Below are 19,293 nucleotides of genomic sequence, written 5' to 3'. Positions count from 1 at the left end.
GTAGCCCTTGCCGGGAAACAGAGCCAACAAAAGCAGGAGGCAACATCCCATATCCAAAATCCCTCATGGTTTCAGCTGTATGTCCATCGCGATCGCACTCTCACCCGTAGACTGGTGGAACGGGCGGAGGCAGCTGGTTTTAGTGCCCTTTGTCTGACTGTAGATGCACCAGTGTTGGGGTGTCGGGAAAGGGATCGACGCAATCAATTTACTCTACCGGTAGGGATGGAACTGGCTAATTTAGCAACTATGACTGGTCTGGAAATTCCCAAAACCGCCGGAGAATCGGGTTTATTGAGCTATTTTGCCCAGCAAATTGACCCAGCACTGACCTGGCAGGATCTGGAATGGTTACAATCGATCACTACTCTACCGGTGTTAGTCAAAGGCATTTTGCGAGGAGATGATGCTCTCAAGGCATTGGACCATGGAGCAAAAGGAATCATTGTATCGAATCATGGGGGTCGGCAATTGGATAGTGCGATCGCATCCATCGATGCCTTACCCGAAGTGGTCGCAGCCGTGGGAAATCAACTACCGGTATTAATCGATGGGGGTATCCGTCGAGGTACTGATGTGCTCAAAGCCCTAGCCTTGGGTGCATCAGCGGTGTTAGTAGGTCGTCCGGTGTTATGGGGATTAGCTGTAGCAGGAGTTGCGGGAGTACGCCATGTCTTGCAATTGTTACGGGATGAATTGGATATAGCCATGGCCTTAAGTGGCTGTACTAAGGTCAAGGATATTGACCGTAGTTTGGTTAAAATTAAAGATTGACAATATAATCAATAAATTAATACTAGCTTGTAATACCTAAAAACTAAGCCAAATAGCTTAGCAATATCAATGAATTGGCTGAAGTTATAGCCAGACTGCATATGTTAATTTTTATGACAAAAGTTATTAGTTATTGGTAAGATTTTGATACTATTCCCCTAAATTCCTGGCACTTATCAGGGTTAGGGTCAGGGTTAGATAAGCTTTGAGCGATTTATCTATTGGAAAGTGATATCAGTAAGTAATTATTAGTCTGAAATCCCAGAAATGAGTAATAAACTAGCCACTATCACCCTTAGTATTATCTTATCCTTAACGTTTACCTCAGCCAGTTTAGCTGAAACAGTCTTGTCTGAAATTAAGCGCACTGGTGTTTTAAAAGTAGGAATTAGAGAAGATGCCGCTCCCTTTGGTTTTCTAGAGCAAGACCAATTGCAAGGCTACTGCGTGACTAAAATGTATGTTCTAGCCAACCATCTCGGTGAAGTACTCAAGAGACCTGTTCGGTTAGAACCAATTCCATCTGTTCTAGACGAAGACTCCCCTAACAATCGTTATCGGATGGTAGCCAATGGCAAGGTACATCTAGATTGTGGTCCCAATACGATCAAAACTGCTCCACCACTATCAGGAGTTACTTACTCCACTGCTTTTTATTTTTCCGGGACACATTTTCTAATCAGACCCGAAATGAAGGGTATATTCAATCCTGAAACTTCCCTAGCTGGTAAAAAAATTGGTGTCCTTCCTGGTTCAAATACACATCCCTTAATCTCCAGTACCTACCCATTAGCTGACATAGTAGACACTCGTTACAGAAGCTCTAACGGTCGAGAATTGGCTCTGAAAGATGTTGTCGAACAGGATATTGATGCTTTTGCCAGTGATGGCATGCTTTTAATGGCAGAAGCCTTAAGACAAGGGCTGACATTCCAGGATTTTACCTTAATTCCTGACCGACCGTTAAGTTGTGATTTTTACGGAATAATTTTACCAGTTCAGGATATAGAATGGAAGACAATAATTGATAAATTTATTACTAACTTAAGGTGGGAGATAATTTTGGAAAATTCCTTGGGTGTTGAATCTATTTATTACCAAGGTATACGACAAGCTGCTTATGATAAATGTGCTAACTAAATCGCTGACTGCTGAAAGCTGACTGCTGAAAGCTGACTGCTGAAAGCTTAATAATGAATACTTACAAGCCTATTTTTGATTATTCAAATAGACGACTATGTTAAACCCATTCTTTTGGATTAAGCGTGCTTCCCCTCGTCGATGGTTTTACCTGCTGATTCTGCTAGTTGTGGGACTCGCTCTAGGGGTAGGGTTAGCCAATACTTCATCAGCATTTGATTTATGTGGGTTGTTGGATGGTGATCCAGGAATTAAGATAATTCAGTTAATCACCATGTCTGATCAACAAGAATTAGAGCTGGGTAAGTGTTTGAATCAACAAGAAGTTGCTCAAGAGCTGGAGATTTACAGCGGACGCAAAATCACTGAATACGTCCAAGACATTGGTCAGAGATTAATCCCCTATAGCGATCGCCCTAATTTTTCCTATACCTTTCAAGTAGTCAAGGACAACACTATAAATGCCTTTGCCTCGGTGGGTGGCTTTGTTTATGTTCATACTGGCTTGCTGAAAGGGGTAGAAAATGAAGCTGAGTTAGCTGCGGTGATAGCTCACGAAATTGCTCACGTTACTAGCAAACACAATATCGAGAAGCTGCGCCAGATTATCAAAGACAGGAACCTTGAGGTAAATAGTGAAGTCGAGTACGAAACAATTATAAATCTTCTTAAGGATATCGCCTTCTCTCTTCCCCGAGGACGTCAGCAGGAATATGAAGCAGACCGCAAGGGAATAGAAATTTTGCACCGTGCTGGCTACGCTCCCTCAGGCATGACTGGATTTCTCCAAAAATTAACCAAAGGCAATACACCGGCAATGCTAAGAACCCACCCAGAACCAGAAAAACGCCTTGATACTCTCAACGAAATAATCAACAAAAAAGGTTGGAATCCCAATGATGGTGATGGCTTAGACAGTGCTATCTACAAACGCAAAATCGAATCTCTACTAATCGAGTACGTGAGCTAGTTATACTGACTGGCTGATGTGCTCAAAGCCCTAGCCTTGGGAGCATCAGCGGTGTTGGTAGGTCGTCCGGTGTTATGGGGATTAGCTGTAGCAGGAGTTGCGGGAGTACGCCATGTCTTGCAATTGTTACGAAATGAATTGGATATAGCGATGGCGTTGAGTGGCTGTACTAGGGTAAAGGATATTGACCTTAGTTTGGTGACAATTAAAGATTGACCAGAGTAATTAACCAATAACTAGTCACCAACTAATTAATCACTAATAATACATTTGGCTTAGTAATATCAATGACTTGGCTGACATTATAGAAATAATAGGTATGCTATCTTTGATTAGAAAAATCACTATATAAATTACTATTTATTGGTAATATTTTGATACTATCTCACTAAATTACCGCCACTTATCAGGGTGATGCTAAGAGTTATATAAGGTTTGATATTAATCGATTTATCTATTGGAAACTGAAATCTAGCAATTATCTATGCCATGAGGTACAAATGGATCCCCCTAAATCCCCCTTCTCAAGGGGGACTTTGAGGTTGAAAAGCGTACCTCATAGCGAGGATAAACGCTTCTTGATGCAGTCGCTCATGGTTTGTTCGCGTTCGCCTTTGGCGTGGCCTACGGCCAAGCGTCGCCAAAGGCGATAGTTACCGTAAGACAGTTGAGCCTTGTCTTGATGCAATAGCGAGTGGGGGAAACCACGCCAGTTGCTCATGGGGGGAACCCCCAAGACCGCACTGGCTCCCCAAGACCGCGCAAATCACGCTAATCAATAAGTTTTAATCATGCATCTGCATAGCCTACCAACCATAAAGGCTCAACGTAATCAGGTTTCGTCTCCGGGGGAACCCCCAAGACCGCGCTGCATCGCTATAAATCCAGAGCAATATCAATTTTTGATCAGAATAAATAGGGTGCTATTACCAAACCAATAAAATCCTAAAAAGACCGAAAAATTAATGAAACTACCGAACTTATTAAGCACCCTTGGTTTAGCATCCATTATCACCACTTTAGCCGTAGTAGATATTCCCAAACCACTGGAAACCTTTGCCTATACATCTCCTAGTCAGTCAACCAGTGAAGGGATAGGAGCAAGCAATGATGTTTTGATTGCCTCTGGACGTAGTGCAAACTTTGAGGATGGAATATTTTCTGTACGCCTTCCGGAAAGAGGCACTCTGGGACAAGAGCTTGATAATTTCATATCTGCTAATCCTAGTTTCAATGTTGAGTCAAAAGAGAAGTGGGTTAATAACATCAAAGTCTCTTCTCTGAGCAGAGGTTCGATTAGTAATGGAAGTGTACCAATCACTGCTAGATGGTCTGCTCGATTATGTTGGACCAATACTTTTGCCTTAAAGAAATGCGTTGGCGGCTGGATAAACAAAAGTGAGGACTTTGAAACCTCATGCTCTATCGGGGTACAACCACGCTATCTTCGTTGCAGAATGCCAGGTAAAGTTAGCGAATTGGTAAGAGAAGGTAGCATTTTAGTTAAGTGAACTACCCCGACCTAATTCGTTGAGGTCGGGGCTTCCAGCTTCACGGAAGAATGCCTCAATTTGGACGGACGTCCGCGTTTTGGTCTTACTTCTTCTCCACTGGCGTTGACCTCCCCGGTCCCAGAGGAGGATAGCATTCTGATCCCTTCCGCTCTAATATTCTTAGCTGCATTACCATCTCTGTCATGGTGAGTTCCACAACTTGGACAAACCCAAGTCCTTACGTCTAGCGGCAACTCTTTGATACGGTAATGACAATTAGAGCAGGTTTTGGAGCTGGGGAACCACCGGTTTATTTCCACTAAAACTTTCCCTTCTCTTTCGCATTTATAAGAAAGGAAGTTTACAAAAGTTCCCCAGCCTAGATCAGAAATTGCTTTAGCTAATTTATGGTTACGAACCATGCCCTTGACATTTAGGTTCTCGACTACTATTACTTGATTGCTGTCAACTATCTTTCTAGATAGCTTATGCAGGTAGTCTTGGCGGACATTTCCAATCTGTTCGTATACCTTAGCCACAATCTTTCTGGCTTTTTTGCGCCTATTACTGCCCTTCTCTTTTTGAGCAGCAATACGTTGCTTCTTAGCTAGCTTCTTTTCGTACTTAGCTAGGTGCTTGGGATTGCTAAATTTAGAGGTTTTTTCTCCATCGTAGGTGATCGCAAAATTCTTGATACCTAAATCAATCCCAATGACGTTCCCATCTGTAGAAGGTTGTGCATTGTCAGATTCGTACTCCATTAGCACAGAAGCGTAATATTTCCCAGACGGAGTCTTACTGACTGTAACAGTCTTTATTGTTCCGTCCAGTGGCCGGTGAATCTTTGTTTTGACAGTTCCAAGTTTTCCTGGAAAATTTAAGCAATCACCAATTTGCTTCACATACTGTGGATACTGGATTGACTGACGATGATGAAATGATTTGAATCTAGGATACTTGGCTCTACCCTCAAAAAAGTTCTGGTACCCACGACTGAGATTAAGGCTTACAGATTGCAATATCTGAGAATAACAGTCTTTTAGCCAAACAGTTTTTTCGTCTTTTTTGAGTTTGGGCAGCATAGAATTGAGCGCAGACCGAGACAAACCCTTACCAGTTTCTTTGTAAGTCTCTATGCACTGATTTAGGGCATAGTTCCACCACCAACGAGCACAGCCAAAATGCTGAGCAAGTATCTGGACTTGTTCCTGGGTGGGATATATTCTGACTTTAACGGCTTGGTGTCTCACTACGTCTGTCATCAATTCTCGACCTCATATCATTATATCTATTTTACGATAAGTCGTTAAGGTCTTGAGAGGCTATCCATCCCCACCTTGTAATAAGGTGGGGAATTTCGCCCCTCAAACTCCCCTAATCGTTAAAGTGTATCAATTATAGCGCTACGCGCAAGGGCAAAAGGCAAAAGGCAAAAGGCAAAAGGCAAAAGGCAAAAGGCAAAAGGCAAGAGTTTACTATAACAGCGGAGGTGCGCTTGACCCATTAAGAATTAAATTCGCCACGGGTCGCACCTCTTGATGCAGCGCATCGCTATTCCCTATTCCCTATTTCCAGATCCGCTGTTCCCTAAAATCCATAAATTGTGTACCTCATAGCTATGATAATTGCTATATTCAATGCCTGCTGTAGTTCTTCTTACGTCGGTAAAAATTTCTGTAACTGCTCTGGAAGCTCCTCAGAGACTAATGTTGAGGAAAAAGCTGAAGAAGTATTTCAGCAGATCTTGCGATGTCTATCCGACAGCAGCATTTCCTTATTATGCTGCGGCAGAGTATAGTCCTATTGAACAACAACAAAGAACCTACCACTCCTACCCCAACATGTACTATCTCGCCTTGATATGACAAAAGCCTCAACCCAGTGGGCTCCACGATAACTTGTAGACTCCCAACGCACACCAGGCTCACTAGATTTTTCAAAACCACCCCGCAGTTGGTTGGCCTGTGCTGCTTCCCTGTCGGTGTTTAGAACCTGCCACTTTACATCAAAATGCACAGAGCCATACAAAATGCCTTTAGCATTTCTTGCTTCAAAGCGAATCCATCGATTCTTTTGAGTAGCTTCTCCAGAACTAAGACTGCCAACCTTTTGGTTAATGGACTTCTCCAAGCATTCGGTTGCAGAAACAATCACAGAAAGACGGTCTTTAATTTGCCAAGGAAGTTTTTCCACATGCGGTAACTTCGGTGATATAAAGCTCTCTAAGAAACTAGCTCCTTTAGCTAAAGCTGCAGTGACGATATCCCTATATCCTTTACTTATGACAAGTGAACTAGATTCTGAAAAAGAAGCAACATCATCTACTTCAATCTTAGCAAATTCATCACCAAATACTCTTCTCCACTTTCGGATACTCTCATTTCTATTTTTCTCGTCGTAGGCGTCATCAATCCAGTTGCGATAACGAGAAATACACTCCCTGAAATTTTCGTATTTCTCTTGATTCCAATGACGATTGAAGGTTTCCGTAGCTAATACAGGATTCCTTACAACAGGCATACTTGGATTAGCCTGAAGGTAGTCATCTAGCCGCCCAGTTAATGTCTTCAGGGAAGTCGGAAGATCAGAAAAAATTTGCTTTTGGCAGCTCTGATCCGAAGCCTTAACACAATTTCCTACAAGAGTCGTCAGAAGAATGGACTTAACTGAAAAAGTAGTCTTTATATCTCTGAGATACTTCAGTAGTCGAATAGAATATCGAAGCATATTGTTTCCGGTCCATGTATTCCGCTCTGAAAGCCAATCGGAATATGCTTCCGGAGCCGTTGGTTCAAAAGCATTGTTTTTTCGATTACAGACATTAAAGGTCATGGCATAGTAACCATTAAGAACACACGGCACAATATCCAGGTGAAAATCACCGGCATAGTCTAATGCGACACATCGAGTCCCGCGTGAAACTTTCTCTTTATATCTATCTGAATTACTGAATTTGTAATACAGGTTATTCACGTAGTCCTTGGATGACCATCCTTCTAATCGATCAACGAACATAACGATGTCAGCGTCAAACTCCTTGCTAGAGCAAGGCTTAATAATCGTTTTGTGTGCCCATGAACCTTGTGGCGAGAACCTTACAATATTGGCACGATAGTCACTATTTTTAAGAAAATCCTGAATGGCTTTAACATGTCCTTCTAGCCTGTCTATACGGGTTTGATTCAGGTTGACAATATTTTTTATAAATGTCTCAAAATGCTCTACTAACTTCATAACATTTATTCGGTAATTTTATAGATAGGTTCAAATGGTTCCGCAGTAAATTCAAAAAACACGGATCTCAGACTAGGAAATCGTTCCCGCGCATAAGAAAAACCGAGCCCCTCTAGGTTTTCTATCTGAGAAACACCATCCATGGGGTATATACCGGCAGAAACCCTATGATTAACTCTAAAAATAGCCTTTCGCTCATGTTCATCTCCGGTGAGCAGCTTAGCTATTCCCATTGCTCCATGTGATTGACCATTCATGAATAGTGAGACCAACTTAGTTGCCATTAAACCTAGTCCTGCCGCTTTCGGCAAGGTATAGGCTTCGTCCAAACATCCAAGGCTCAAGACGTAAATTTGATCGGCAGGCCACTTCAAAATTCCAATTGCCTCAGTTACGGCTACTGCAATTGGATTATTAGCCCAAATACCACCATCGATAAGTCCTACGCTTTCCTCTGTCATGTGTTGCTGAAAGTAGGTAGGCGCAGCAGAGGTAGCAAGCGCTACATCAATAATTGGAGACTTATAATCAGTCCTAAAGCGTGAGTGGTGTGGTGTTTTAAAAATGTAAACGGATTGAGAAACTGGATTCCAGGCAGGAATAACAAGCCGATGCTTTGCGTCCCCTAATTTCTTATTGCCAAAAAGTCTATCGAGAGTATAATCTAATTTTTTAGAGCTATATTTTGGCCTATAAAACCAACGTAAAAATCTAGCTTTATTTGCCAAACAGTTCTGAAACCAATTACCGCTTTGACCAAAAATATTCGGACCATCTTCCTTATACATTCGCAGTATGTCGGTTGCACTCAACCCCATACCCAAACCAAGAGCGATGATGCCTCCAGTAGAAGTGCCGCTGATCAGGTCAAAGTAATCTCCTATTGGCTGATCTAATTGATTTTCAAGACTAGCAAGGAATGCCGCTGGAAAGGTACCCAGGATACCCCCTCCATCAATTGATAAAATTCTACGTTTATTAGGCGAATTCAAACATTCAGCATCTGAACTATCATAAACCATGATTTTTTAAAAATTAATTTAGTATGTTTTATAAAAAATAAAAAAAATAAGACTTACTTAAATTTATCCCTAAAGATATAATAATTATTATAGCATTTTTTAGAGCTTTGATCAATTATTTTTTGGATAAGACACTTAATTAACAATATACTCATATTTATCAAACTAAAAGTTAGTAAATTATAAGTTAAGTTGGCTCTGGTATAGTGACTATGTGACTGACTATAACAAATTTAATCTAACTTCTTTAACTTAGTTTTCAGACGAGTGCGCACATATTTATATACTGTGGCATAAGGTATATCCATGCCACACAATCCCTTTAACCAAAGTTGCACTTACCCATAACTACTAAATCCTTCCGGTTGTTGTAATTTAACTCGTAATTTTTCCTCTACGTCCAGCGGAATCTTTCTTGGTATGCCTGACTTTTTGTTATGCTCTAATAACCCTTCAATTTCACCCCGACGATATAGACTAAACCACGGTGATACTGTGGTGCGGTGGCATCCTAGTAGCATCGCTATATGCTCAATTCGCGCAGGACAAATTGAATAGGAAACTCATAAAACTAACTGCTGTTATAGCAGTCTAAGCAAAGCTTCGGACATATTTCTTTTATCTGCTCAAAAGTCCCTGCTCCCGACTCCCGAGCATTTGTTACAAAATTTTAAAAATATGCTATAATTTAGAAATTTTTGTGCTATAGTATAACAGTGGGCGCTGAGACGCCCAGAGTCAAGAGCTAGCCCGGGAACAGTCCAATCTCTACGGGCTAGCTCTGGCTCCCCTATAACAAGGAGATACTTTAATGATGACCTATTCTGAACGCCTTCATCCGTGGGTGGTCATTCGGCTGTTACCAAGAATGCAACGAGTTGTTGTTGCTCGCTTTCGCAATCGATCCGATGCGGAGGGACATTTATGGGCTCTGAAACGATTGATGCCGGATGCGGAATTTATAATTATTTTCGATGTTGGTAATAATCGGATCGATGAAGAATCGTAAGGGTAAATGTCATGTAGCGGTTTGGGACTTTAATCAGCATTGGATTTCATGATCGATTTGAAAATGGTCGAGTTATCAATCCTTAATCCAATTCTCAGATATCACTCACCTTGGTTTCATGTTATCCCCTCACCCTAAGGTTAGGGATTCCAGCCACAGCCCCTGATTCTGGGGTTGGGCAGTTGCGTAGGGTGCCAGGTGCGTAGGGTGCGTTAGGGACGGAAAGCCTCTGATTTTAACTGAGCGCCTGGGACAGCCTGTCCCGTAACGCACCACCCACGGAAAGCCTCTGATTTTCAGCCTCTGAGCGCCTGGGACAGCCCGTCCCGTAACGCACCACCCACAGGCTCGCACTCATTAGGTTTGCAGTGACATCTAGGCAGGGAAAGAGGATTATGAATAAATTACTTAAAATAGCCCTCAGCACTACTTCCTTAGTCGGGCTGTGTTTGATGGCACTAGTCGTACAAGCTGGTAGCTGGGATAATTTCAAACTCCGTTACTTCCATCTCACTGCCTATCTCCACAACCAAGACCAAGAAATCACTGACCTCCAAAAACAAAACCTTAATCCAGCCAAATTCACTCGCATTAATTTAACGGAACTCCTCAATGGTGGTCCCCCAAAAGACGGTATTCCTAGTATCGATAATCCTAAGTTTGATACCGCTCAAACCACACCATTTTCTAAAACAGAAACTGTGATTGGTGTGGTAATTAATGGAGAAGCCAAAGCCTATCCTTTTGGGGTCATGAACTGGCATGAATTGGTCAATGATACAGTAGGTGGAGTGAATGTTAGTGTATCCTATTGTCCCCTTTGTGATACCATAGTTGCTTTTAATCGCAGCAATACAACCTACGGTGTTACAGGCAAACTTTATCAAAGTTGCCTAGTGATGTATGACCGTGCCGATGATACCCTTTACTCTCAACCTTGGGGGATGGGTATTATTGGTGCTAAAGTCAATCGTAATCTTAAAACAATTCCCGCTATCAAAACTACTCTTGGCGCTTGGTTAAGCAAGTATCCCAACAGTAAAATTCTATCCACTGACACAGGTCATAACCGGGCTTACTTCAGCTATCCCTATGGTAGTTACTATACCGATAAGCGAATTATTTTCCCAGTCAAGAATCAACAACGACTTACCCTCCATCCCAAAGCTATTGTTAGCTATGTGTGGGAAGCGGATCAACAAACTCCTAAAAACCAATTTTCTGGGGCTAGCTATCAATTTGTCCATGATCAATTAAAAAAAGTGGGCGAAAAAGTTGTAGAATTCAATGGTCGTCCAATTAGAGGACGTTGGGATAGCCAACTTCAAACTGTATTAGTAGAAGAATTTGATGGCACTCCCATCCCCAGTTCTACAGCTTTTGCCTTTGTGTATCCAGCTTACTTTGGCAAATAACGTTATAGACCAGAGAATTACCCCAATTTAAAACTGCAATAACTCATGACTAATATAGCGGTTTATATCCTCATTAGGTAAACATTATTTTTTCCCTGTTCCCTGTTCCCTACTCCCTACTCCCTACTCCCTACTCCCTAAAACCCAAAGATTTGTAGCTCACCCAATTAAAAACCGCTATAACCATGACTAATAACCACAATATCTTAGTAATTATCCCTGTTCTCAATGAAGAAACCACGATCACTGGGGTGATTAAGTCTCTTCAATCCTATAATTTGAAGAATATTCGAGTAGTCGATAATGGCAGCACTGACAACAGTATTATTAAAGCAAAAGAAGCCGGTGCAGAGGTAATCTGTGAGCCTATTCCTGGTTATGGTCGAGCCTGTTGGCGGGGATTGCAGCAACTAGACCGAGATATTACTTGGATTTTATTCTGTGATGGCGATGGCAGTGATGACTTAAGTTATTTACCCCAGTTTCTAGCTGCTAAGCATAAGTATGACCTAATTTTAGGTAACCGCCGTGCCACAGTAGATGGACGCCAGGCGATGACCCCAGTGCAAAATTTTGGCAACTGGCTGGCTACCTTCCTGATCGGTTGGGGTTGGGGACACTCGTATCAGGATTTAGGACCATTGCGCCTAATTCGCCGTTCAGCTTTGGATGAAATCCAAATGCAAGATAGAGGGTTTGGTTGGACAGTAGAAATGCAAGCCCGTGGGATCGAATGTGGTTTGCGAGTCTGTGAAATTCCTGTTGGTTACCGTCGCCGACAAGGGGGACGCTCGAAAATATCTGGTACCCTTTCTGGTAGTGTCCAAGCAGGAACAATAATTCTAATGACTTTAGGTCGTCTATATCTACGTCGCCTTAAGCTTACCCAGGCAGATGGAACAATCGGTAAAAGTGTTGAAGAGGGAATAGGGAATTTCCATCAATCCTAGTTTCACATCTCAAATGAAAACGCTATATATATGGCTTAGTTCTCTACTCCTGTTGTTAGGTTGTATCTTGATTGTGCCTCATGGGGATTTCCGAGAGGTGGGAGCTGTGCCTCGATTTTGGTTAGGTATCAGTGTGATTAGCTTAGGTTTTCTGTTGTCTTGGGGATTAAGCGTCTATACTAGATATCCTGCGGAAGTTGGCAACAGGAAACTTGGGATTTCCCAACAAGCAAAAAGAATTAACAACAGAATTAACAACAACAGTATCAAGACAAGACTTTGGCAACAGGTCTACAAAGGATTTACCAAATCTCTTAGTATCAAGTACTTCCGAAAACTCAAAACTCAGCACTCAGGACTAAATTTTTGGAGTACTACTATCCTAAGCAGGCTGCTGCTGCTACCAATGTATCCTGGAGATGATGTATGGCGCTATCTATGGGAAGGGTATATTCAAACCTTAGGGTTTAGTCCATACCATTTGCCACCTAATGCTGCTGAACTGATTCCCTACCATACCGAATGGTGGTCACTAATCAATCATCCTACTGTTTCTGCTATCTATCCACCAGTAGCCCAATTGGGTTTCCGGCTCTTAGCGCTGATTGACCTTAAGGTTTGGTTGTTCAAAATTGCATTTATCTTAGCTGACTTATTAATCTGTTGGTTACTCAGTCGTCGATTTGGTTATCAACAGGCAATCTTCTATGCCTGGAATCCTTTGATAATTTACTCCTTTGCTGGTGGTGCTCATTACGACAGTTGGTTTATTTTACCCCTAGTTGCAGCTTGGTTAGTCTTTGACCAAAAAACAGAAAGTTTAAGGCGGACAAAAATAACAGAAATAGAGGAAACGTTGGACAGTGGGACAGTAGCAGAAGACTCCCCATTTACTAACCCCTTGATGTCTTCATCGGATCACTCCCTGACCTGGTGGCACTGGATTGCGTCGGCTTTGCTGGTAGGAATTAGTATGGCAGTGAAGTGGATGTCTTTGCCAATTTTAGGGTTTCTGACCTGGCAAGCTTTCCGAAAAGTAGGGGTAAAACTAGCAATAGTAGTGCTATTGTGCGGTTTCTTACCTTTTGGCATCACTGCTCTCCAATTTTGCTCTAGTGGAGAATGTCCTTTGATTCCTACTGGATCAGTGTTTGTATCCCATGGTCGCAGTGCAGAATTGATTCCTTATATTGTTAGCGAATATTGGGAACCCTCTCGCTGGGTTAATTGGATTTATGCTTTTCCCCTAGGCTTAACGGTAAGTTGGCTAATTTTGCGATCGCGCAATTTCCAACAATTCACAGAATGGTACTTTTTTTGCCTGCTAATCCTATCTCCAATTATCCATGCTTGGTACTTCACTTGGATAATTCCTTTTGCTGTTCCTTCTAGAAATCTGGGAGTACGTTTAGTCAGTATCTCTACTTTTGTTTACTTTGTACTTCAGCATCGCATGGCTTTAGGTAACTACAGCTGGTATCTAACTCCTCAGGAGCGATGGTGGTTATGGTTACCGTTTGTTTTGGGTTGGTTTTGGACCCATTACCACAATCCTAATGTTGCTCTCAACCAAAACTCAGATTGATTAGCTTTAATCAAAATTGCCTAGGTCAAGGTAAGCTATCAGCTATCAGCTATCAGCTATCAGCTTTTGAATAAAACAGGTAAGCATTGCTTTAATCTGAGTTACATCTTTTGAATAAAACAGGTAAGCATTGGTTTAATCTCTGTTACATTAGCTGAGGGCTGAGGGCTGAGGGCTGAGGGCTGAGGGCTGAGGGCTGAGGGCTGTTCGCGCAGCGTGCGCGTAGCGCATATGCTTACAGGTCAAGCATCTTATCGGCTAAATCATCTGAACTACTATGAATACATCCAAGAGATTACTAACCCTACTTCCAACCCTGATTATTCTGACAAGTTGTACACTTTCCATACCAATAAATCAAGCACCAGCAAAAGAGTCTCAAGTACAAGTAAATAGAGGCACTGACACGACTCTATTGAATTATGACGACTATGCTACTCTGCTAAAAACCCATGTCAACAATAAAGCGCTAGTTAATTACCAAGAATTGCATAAAAATCCAGAGCAACTGGAGACGTTTAATGCGTCCTTAGGTGCTGTTGATCCTAGCACCTATGAGTCTTGGAATGAAGCAGAAAAGATGGCTTTCTTGATAAATGCTTACAACTCCTTTACTCTAGAATCAATTATTGATCAAAACCCGCTCAAAAAGAGTATTCGGGACATTAAAGGAGTCTGGAAAGGACGCGAATTCAACATCGCTGGAGAATCTAAAACCTTAGATAATATCGAACACAAGACACTGCGAACGCAATTCAACGAGCCCCGAATTCATATGGCTTTAGTTTGCGCCGCTATCAGTTGTCCTCCCTTAAGAAACGAACCTTTTACTGGGGAAAAACTCGATCAGCAACTGGATGACCAGACACAGAAATTTTTAGTTAGTCCCCATGGGTTTCGTATTGATCGTCAAAAACGTACCGTATATCTTTCTTCCATCTTTAAGTGGTTTGGGGAAGATTGGAAAAAAACCTATGGTATCGATGACAAATTTACTGGTAACGCCAATCAAAGAGCAGTGTTAAACTTTATCAGTGACTACCTTAGTCCAGAGGATCAGGAGTATCTTGAACAGGGGAATTACAAGATAAAATATCTGAACTATGATTGGTCTTTGAATAAACAATAACTAATTACAGCAGTTTTTAATTGGGTGAGGTATGGATTCTTTGGTTTTAGGGAACAGGGAACAGCGAACAGGGAACAGGGAACAGGGAATATGGAAAAAATCCTGTGTACCTCATAGTCATAAAAAAAACTGTAACCATAACCAATTAACCATAACTAGCTTGATTAATTAATCATTAGTGATTTGTTATGGTTTATTATTGATTGTTTAAGACATCTTTGGCGACAAAGCTAATCAAGTGGTATATTCGGCATTAATCCGGACATAGTCATAACTCAAATCACAACCCCAAGCCTGACCAACACCATGACCATTGCCCACATTAACCTGAATTAAAACTGTATCTTCTTTAAGATAAGCACCAGCAGCAGCCTGCTTAAGATAATCACTAGCCTGTTGACGGTCAAACCCTAAGGGTTGACCATTTTCCATCAGCAAGACATCCCCTAACTGAATCCGCAGGTTTTCTTGCTCAAACGGTACTCCTGCACGGCCAGCGGCTCCGGCAATTCTGCCCCAGTTTGGGTCTCGTCCAAAGATGGCAGACTTGACCAAGGATGACCCAACAATGGTCTTAGCAATTTGACGAGCGCCTTTATCATCCGGTGCGCCAGTGACTTGGACTTCAATCAAACAGGTTGCCCCTTCTCCATCCCGTGCGATCGCTTTTGCCAAATGCTGACATACTGCTGTGAGCATCCCCTCCAACTTCACAGCTGCTGGTCCGATTTCTGTAATCGCTGATGTTCGGGACTGACCATTAGCCAAGGCAATTAGAGTGTCATTGGTGCTGGTATCCCCATCTACGGTAATTTGATTAAAACTTTTATCCGCTGCCCGCTGTAACATCTGTTGCCACAGGGAAGTAGAAACTGCAGCATCACAGGTTACAAATGCTAGCATAGTCGCCATGTTGGGATGAATCATACCAGAGCCCTTAGCAATACCACCCATCCTGACCGGACGGTCATCAATCATGGTTTCCATAGCAATGGATTTAGTGACTAAATCCGTGGTAATAATCGCTTCAGCTGCTGCATCGGAACCAGTTTCCGATGCTTGTGCGACCAATTGGGGAATGCCTGACAATAGAGCATCCATCTTGATGCGTTGACCAATCACCCCTGTCGATGCCAACAAAATCGAATTAGGGGAAACATTGAGTGCTTCACCCAAAGCTTTAGCACTAGCTAGAGCATCTTGCCAACCCTGCTCACCCGTTGCTGCATTGGCTTGTCCAGCATTACACAAAATAGCACGAGCACTAGCTTTAGATTGTAAGCATTGACGGCAATAATCTACACAAGCAGCCCGGACATGACTGGTGGTGAACACCCCAGCTGCGATCGCATCCACCTCTGATAATATCAACGCTAAGTCTGGCTGACCCGACGGTTTTAAACCTGCGGTAATCCCTGCTGCCTGATAGCCCCTGGGAGCTGTTATCCCACCACTAATCTCTTGCCAGTCCGACATGATTCCTCCATTTAAACCATAATTCATGCCCGATCCGGGATTATATCAACTCTTCTGGACTTACGCACCAAGCGTATTGATCTGTAGCTTGATGTGTAGTCGTAATTTCCAGAATTGCTATAAAACCTCAAAACTTTACAAAAAAATAAAAAAAGGGGTTACACCCCTCATACAAAATAGTGTATATTTTGATATGTAGATGCACCCTGATGATCGGGAGGGTCACGACAGTGACTCTCCTTTTCTTTGTTATTTGTTATTTGTGGTTGGTAATTAGTGATTTAGTGATCAGCAACACCTGGCAAGCCCGTTGCCTCAATCACCCTTGAGCTTCTTGCCCAAAATTTGGTTAGTCAGCTTAGGATCAGCTCGTCCGCTAGTTTTTTTCATCACCTGTCCCACAAAGAAACCTTGCAGCTTGGTCTTACCATTGCGATACTGTTCGAGTTCCTTAGGATTGGCGGCCAGTACCTCATCAATAATGGTTGAGAGTTCATTTGGGTCAGAGATCTTAATCAAACCCTTACGTTCCACTAGTTCCCTAGCAGAACCCCCTTTAGAGAGTAATTCTGGCAAAATCTCCTTGGCAATCTTACCACTAATGGTGTCATTATCAATCAGGTTGATCAGTTCTGCCAGAGTCTCGGGTTTGAGAGCAATCTCTGTAATAGCCAGTTTCTCAGTCTTAAGATAAGCAGCAATATCTCCCATTACCCAGTTTGCGGCTTGTTTGGGATTAGCATTAGCAGCAACAGTTGTTTCAAAATACTCTGCCACTTGACGATCATCCGTCAACACCCGGGCATCATAGGCAGAAAGTCCCAGTTCACTTTCATAACGATGCCGCTTCTGGGCAGGAAGTTCCGCTAGCTGACTGCGCCATTGCTCTAATTGTTCCGTTGACACTTCAATGGGTGGTAAGTCAGGTTCAGGAAAATAGCGGTAATCGCTGGATCCTTCCTTAGTCCGCATACTAATGGTGCGTTGACTACCCTCTTCCCAAAGGCGAGTTTCTTGAATAATCGATTTTCCAGCTTCCACAGCTGCGATTTGCCGGTCAATTTCGTACTCAATCGCCTTCTGGATAGCATTGAAGGAGTTCATATTTTTGATTTCAACTTTGGTGCCAAACTCCTTCTGACCGACAGGACGTACAGATATATTGACATCACAACGCAGGGACCCTTCTTGCATGTTGCCATCACTGACACCGATGTAGCGTACAATCCGACGCAGCTCTTGAGCGTATTCTGCTGCCTCTTGACCAGAGCGCAGATCCGGCTCTGATACTATTTCAATCAGAGGTACCCCAGCACGGTTGAAATCTACTAGGGAGTAGGTAGAACCAGCCAGTCGGTCACTACCAGCATGAACCAGTTTCCCGGCATCTTCCTCCATGTGTAGGCGAGTGATGCCAATGGTTTTACGGATAGGATTACCGTCATCATCGGACACTTCAATTTCCAGTGAGCCATGCTCAGCAATGGGCAAGTCGTATTGGGAAATCTGGTAGTTTTTGGGTAGGTCAGGATAAAAATACTGTTTCCGGTCAAATTTGCTGTAGGGGGCAATCTGGCAATTGAGTGCTAAACCCGCTTTGACAGCATACTCTAGTACCTTTTGATTCAGAACCGGTAACACTCCTGGCATCCCCATACAAATTGGGTCAATATTGGTATTAGGGGTAGCACCAAATTTTGTGGAAGAGTTAGAAAAAATCTTGGTTTCGGTACTAAGCTGACAATGGGTTTCTAAACCAATGATTGCTTCGTATTGAGTTTTAGCTGGTGCAGCAGTAGTCATTGGATGTTATAATTAAGGGTTAAGATTATTGATGGCAGTTAGGGCATTTTTTGTCCAGTCTTCCCAATAATGTACACTATCTCATTAGCTACAGCGTTACTCCTTACAATTAATCCAAGGAGTTGAGTTGACAATTTTTATGTAACTTTTTGTTTTTTATGATTGGTAATTGTTAGAGATTTTTACAAAAATCCCCGATAGTCGAAAGCCCCGTGTCTTTAGACCGGGTCAGAAGTTACCGCAAGAATAGTGCAGCCAAAGCAAGTTGCTAGGTAGGCCATCTGCATGTGACAGGTTTTGTTGTAAGGCTGCACTATTAATCAGGTTTCGTCTCGGGGATGAAAACTCGCAGCGACTTTAGTCGCCCTGTTCGCTTAGCGTCGCCTTTGGCGAAGAAAATCTCGACTTTTACTTAAAATTTTTATATAAATATGCTAGTCTAAATATAGAGCAAAAGAGGTCGATATTCGGTGATTATTCTAGAGTTCAAAGCCAAAGGCAAAGAATCCCAATATTCAGCTATAGACGAAGCCATTCGGACGGTTAAGTTTATCCGAAATAGTTGCATCCGTCTGTGGTTGGACAATAAAGGGACAGGGAAGAGTGACCTTAGCCGGTACTCCAAAATACTGGCCAAAGAATTCCCTTTTGCTAATGAATTAAACTCTACTGCTCGTCAGGCTGCGTCTGAGAGGGCATGGTCATCGATTGTTAAATTCTACGATAACTGTAAGAAAAAAGTTCCAGGTAAAAAGGGTTTTCCTAAATTTCAGAAACGTACTCGGTCTGTCGAGTATAAAAAGTCAGGATGGAAGCTATCCCCTGACAAAAAATCGATAACGTTTACGGATAAAAAAGGGATTGGAAAGCTCAAACTAAAAGGTACCTGGGACTTGTGGCGCTTTGACAAAAAGCAGATTAACCGGGTTCGGATAGTCAAGCGAGCCGATGGGTACTACGTTCAATTTTGTGTTGCAGTGAACGTGGAAGAGGAACTACCCCATACTGGCGAGATGATAGGACTGGATGTAGGACTCAAAGAGTTCTATACAGACTCTAATGGCTATTCTGAACCCAATCCCCGATTTTATAGAAAAGGGGAGAAGCGATTAAAGTTTTATCAACGCCGGGTTTCCCGGAAAAAGAAAGGCTCATCCAATCGCAGAGTGCGGCTTGTTCTGAGTAGGAGCCTCCTGAGAAAGGAGGGGTATAACTCAGGGAATCGCGGGGTTAAAATCCCAAAAATTCTAACTGTCTGTTGGATGGTGGTGAAAACCCACCCCATTAAGAGAT

Annotated in this window: 18 protein-coding genes; 11 read left to right on the top strand and 7 right to left on the bottom strand. The window is 42.5% G+C overall.

Annotated elements, in window-relative coordinates; all coding sequences use genetic code 11:
* The 4 genes from F6J99_RS24185 to F6J99_RS24170 all read left to right on the top strand — a co-directional run.
* The coding region (locus tag F6J99_RS24185) for an alpha-hydroxy acid oxidase (RefSeq protein ID WP_293116052.1) at window positions 1-774 on the top strand (774 nt) is incomplete at its 5' end.
* A gap of 267 nt (window positions 775-1,041) precedes the next feature.
* Complete coding sequence (locus F6J99_RS24180; RefSeq protein ID WP_070394804.1) at window positions 1,042-1,914, top strand: transporter substrate-binding domain-containing protein; 873 nt, start codon at window positions 1,042-1,044, stop codon at window positions 1,912-1,914.
* A gap of 97 nt (window positions 1,915-2,011) precedes the next feature.
* A complete protein-coding gene (locus tag F6J99_RS24175) occupies window positions 2,012-2,884 on the top strand; it encodes a M48 family metallopeptidase (RefSeq protein WP_293116050.1) in 873 nt (290 codons plus the stop codon).
* A gap of 18 nt (window positions 2,885-2,902) precedes the next feature.
* Window positions 2,903-3,100: an alpha-hydroxy-acid oxidizing protein gene (locus F6J99_RS24170; protein WP_293116048.1), complete on the top strand. Its 198-nt coding sequence runs from the start codon at window positions 2,903-2,905 to the stop codon at window positions 3,098-3,100.
* 340 nt (window positions 3,101-3,440) lie between these two features.
* Here F6J99_RS24170 and F6J99_RS24165 read toward each other — a convergent pair whose 3' ends face one another.
* Entirely contained in the window at window positions 3,441-3,605 is a 165-nt protein-coding gene (locus tag F6J99_RS24165) for a hypothetical protein (protein WP_293116046.1), read from the bottom strand.
* A 244-nt stretch (window positions 3,606-3,849) separates the two neighbouring features.
* Between F6J99_RS24165 and F6J99_RS24160 the strand changes: the two genes are divergently transcribed.
* The gene (locus F6J99_RS24160; protein WP_293116044.1) at window positions 3,850-4,395 is read left to right on the top strand and encodes a hypothetical protein; all 546 of its coding nucleotides are present in this window, start codon (window positions 3,850-3,852) and stop codon (window positions 4,393-4,395) included.
* 11 nt (window positions 4,396-4,406) lie between these two features.
* Here F6J99_RS24160 and F6J99_RS24155 read toward each other — a convergent pair whose 3' ends face one another.
* The 4 genes from F6J99_RS24155 to F6J99_RS24140 all read right to left on the bottom strand — a co-directional run bounded on the left by F6J99_RS24155 (window position 4,407) and on the right by F6J99_RS24140 (window position 9,154).
* Window positions 4,407-5,627 (bottom strand): RNA-guided endonuclease TnpB family protein, encoded by a 1,221-nt coding sequence (locus F6J99_RS24155; protein ID WP_293116056.1) that lies wholly within the window; start codon window positions 5,625-5,627, stop codon window positions 4,407-4,409.
* A gap of 550 nt (window positions 5,628-6,177) precedes the next feature.
* Window positions 6,178-7,611: a cyclic GMP-AMP synthase DncV-like nucleotidyltransferase gene (locus F6J99_RS24150; RefSeq protein ID WP_293116042.1), complete on the bottom strand. Its 1,434-nt coding sequence runs from the start codon at window positions 7,609-7,611 to the stop codon at window positions 6,178-6,180.
* 5 nt (window positions 7,612-7,616) lie between these two features.
* Window positions 7,617-8,633, bottom strand: a complete 1,017-nt coding sequence (locus F6J99_RS24145) for a CBASS cGAMP-activated phospholipase (RefSeq protein ID WP_293116040.1) — start codon at window positions 8,631-8,633, stop codon at window positions 7,617-7,619.
* Window positions 8,634-8,971: 338 nt separating this feature from the next.
* Complete coding sequence (locus tag F6J99_RS24140; protein WP_293116038.1) at window positions 8,972-9,154, bottom strand: hypothetical protein; 183 nt, start codon at window positions 9,152-9,154, stop codon at window positions 8,972-8,974.
* A 293-nt stretch (window positions 9,155-9,447) separates the two neighbouring features.
* Between F6J99_RS24140 and F6J99_RS24135 the strand changes: the two genes are divergently transcribed.
* The 5 genes from F6J99_RS24135 (at window position 9,448) to F6J99_RS24115 (ending at window position 14,721) form a co-directional block, all read left to right on the top strand.
* Entirely contained in the window at window positions 9,448-9,642 is a 195-nt protein-coding gene (locus tag F6J99_RS24135) for a hypothetical protein (RefSeq protein WP_293116054.1), read from the top strand.
* Between the two features lie 395 nt (window positions 9,643-10,037).
* A complete protein-coding gene (locus F6J99_RS24130) occupies window positions 10,038-11,057 on the top strand; it encodes a DUF3179 domain-containing protein (RefSeq protein ID WP_293116036.1) in 1,020 nt (339 codons plus the stop codon).
* Window positions 11,058-11,242: 185 nt separating this feature from the next.
* Window positions 11,243-12,007, top strand: a complete 765-nt coding sequence (locus F6J99_RS24125; protein WP_293116034.1) for a glycosyltransferase family 2 protein — start codon at window positions 11,243-11,245, stop codon at window positions 12,005-12,007.
* A 13-nt stretch (window positions 12,008-12,020) separates the two neighbouring features.
* A complete protein-coding gene (locus F6J99_RS24120; RefSeq protein ID WP_293116032.1) occupies window positions 12,021-13,592 on the top strand; it encodes a glycosyl transferase family 2 in 1,572 nt (523 codons plus the stop codon).
* A 277-nt stretch (window positions 13,593-13,869) separates the two neighbouring features.
* Complete coding sequence (locus tag F6J99_RS24115) at window positions 13,870-14,721, top strand: DUF547 domain-containing protein (protein WP_293116030.1); 852 nt, start codon at window positions 13,870-13,872, stop codon at window positions 14,719-14,721.
* A 234-nt stretch (window positions 14,722-14,955) separates the two neighbouring features.
* Here F6J99_RS24115 and argJ read toward each other — a convergent pair whose 3' ends face one another.
* On the bottom strand, window positions 14,956-16,197 hold the full coding sequence (gene argJ, locus F6J99_RS24110; protein WP_293116028.1) for a bifunctional ornithine acetyltransferase/N-acetylglutamate synthase: 1,242 nt from the start codon (window positions 16,195-16,197) through the stop codon (window positions 14,956-14,958).
* Between the two features lie 315 nt (window positions 16,198-16,512).
* Window positions 16,513-18,000, bottom strand: coding sequence for an Asp-tRNA(Asn)/Glu-tRNA(Gln) amidotransferase subunit GatB (gene gatB, locus F6J99_RS24105; RefSeq protein ID WP_070394811.1), 1,488 nt, complete (start codon window positions 17,998-18,000; stop codon window positions 16,513-16,515).
* Between the two features lie 470 nt (window positions 18,001-18,470).
* Between gatB and F6J99_RS24100 the strand changes: the two genes are divergently transcribed.
* On the top strand, window positions 18,471-19,293 hold an 823-nt coding region (locus F6J99_RS24100; protein ID WP_293116025.1), incomplete at its 3' end, for a transposase.

The organism is Moorena sp. SIO4G3, assembly GCF_010692305.1.
Taxonomy (GTDB): domain Bacteria; phylum Cyanobacteriota; class Cyanobacteriia; order Cyanobacteriales; family Coleofasciculaceae; genus Moorena; species Moorena producens_A.
Note: the sequence above shows the minus strand (reverse complement) of the source record. Positions and strands in the feature narration are given on the sequence as shown.

Bases quoted from the DNA above. Each gene is read 5' to 3' on its own strand.
- F6J99_RS24130 (WP_293116036.1), top strand. From the start codon at position 10,038: ATGAATAAATTACTTAAAATAGCCCTCAGCACTACTTCCTTAGTCGGG.
- F6J99_RS24180 (WP_070394804.1), top strand. From the start codon at position 1,042: ATGAGTAATAAACTAGCCACTATCACCCTTAGTATTATCTTATCCTTA.
- F6J99_RS24165 (WP_293116046.1), bottom strand. From the start codon at position 3,605: ATGAGCAACTGGCGTGGTTTCCCCCACTCGCTATTGCATCAAGACAAG.
- F6J99_RS24160 (WP_293116044.1), top strand. From the start codon at position 3,850: ATGAAACTACCGAACTTATTAAGCACCCTTGGTTTAGCATCCATTATC.
- F6J99_RS24145 (WP_293116040.1), bottom strand. From the start codon at position 8,633: ATGGTTTATGATAGTTCAGATGCTGAATGTTTGAATTCGCCTAATAAA.
- F6J99_RS24120 (WP_293116032.1), top strand. From the start codon at position 12,021: ATGAAAACGCTATATATATGGCTTAGTTCTCTACTCCTGTTGTTAGGT.
- argJ (WP_293116028.1), bottom strand. From the start codon at position 16,197: ATGTCGGACTGGCAAGAGATTAGTGGTGGGATAACAGCTCCCAGGGGC.
- F6J99_RS24175 (WP_293116050.1), top strand. From the start codon at position 2,012: ATGTTAAACCCATTCTTTTGGATTAAGCGTGCTTCCCCTCGTCGATGG.
- F6J99_RS24135 (WP_293116054.1), top strand. From the start codon at position 9,448: ATGACCTATTCTGAACGCCTTCATCCGTGGGTGGTCATTCGGCTGTTA.
- F6J99_RS24115 (WP_293116030.1), top strand. From the start codon at position 13,870: ATGAATACATCCAAGAGATTACTAACCCTACTTCCAACCCTGATTATT.
- F6J99_RS24140 (WP_293116038.1), bottom strand. From the start codon at position 9,154: ATGCTACTAGGATGCCACCGCACCACAGTATCACCGTGGTTTAGTCTA.
- gatB (WP_070394811.1), bottom strand. From the start codon at position 18,000: ATGACTACTGCTGCACCAGCTAAAACTCAATACGAAGCAATCATTGGT.
- F6J99_RS24125 (WP_293116034.1), top strand. From the start codon at position 11,243: ATGACTAATAACCACAATATCTTAGTAATTATCCCTGTTCTCAATGAA.
- F6J99_RS24150 (WP_293116042.1), bottom strand. From the start codon at position 7,611: ATGAAGTTAGTAGAGCATTTTGAGACATTTATAAAAAATATTGTCAAC.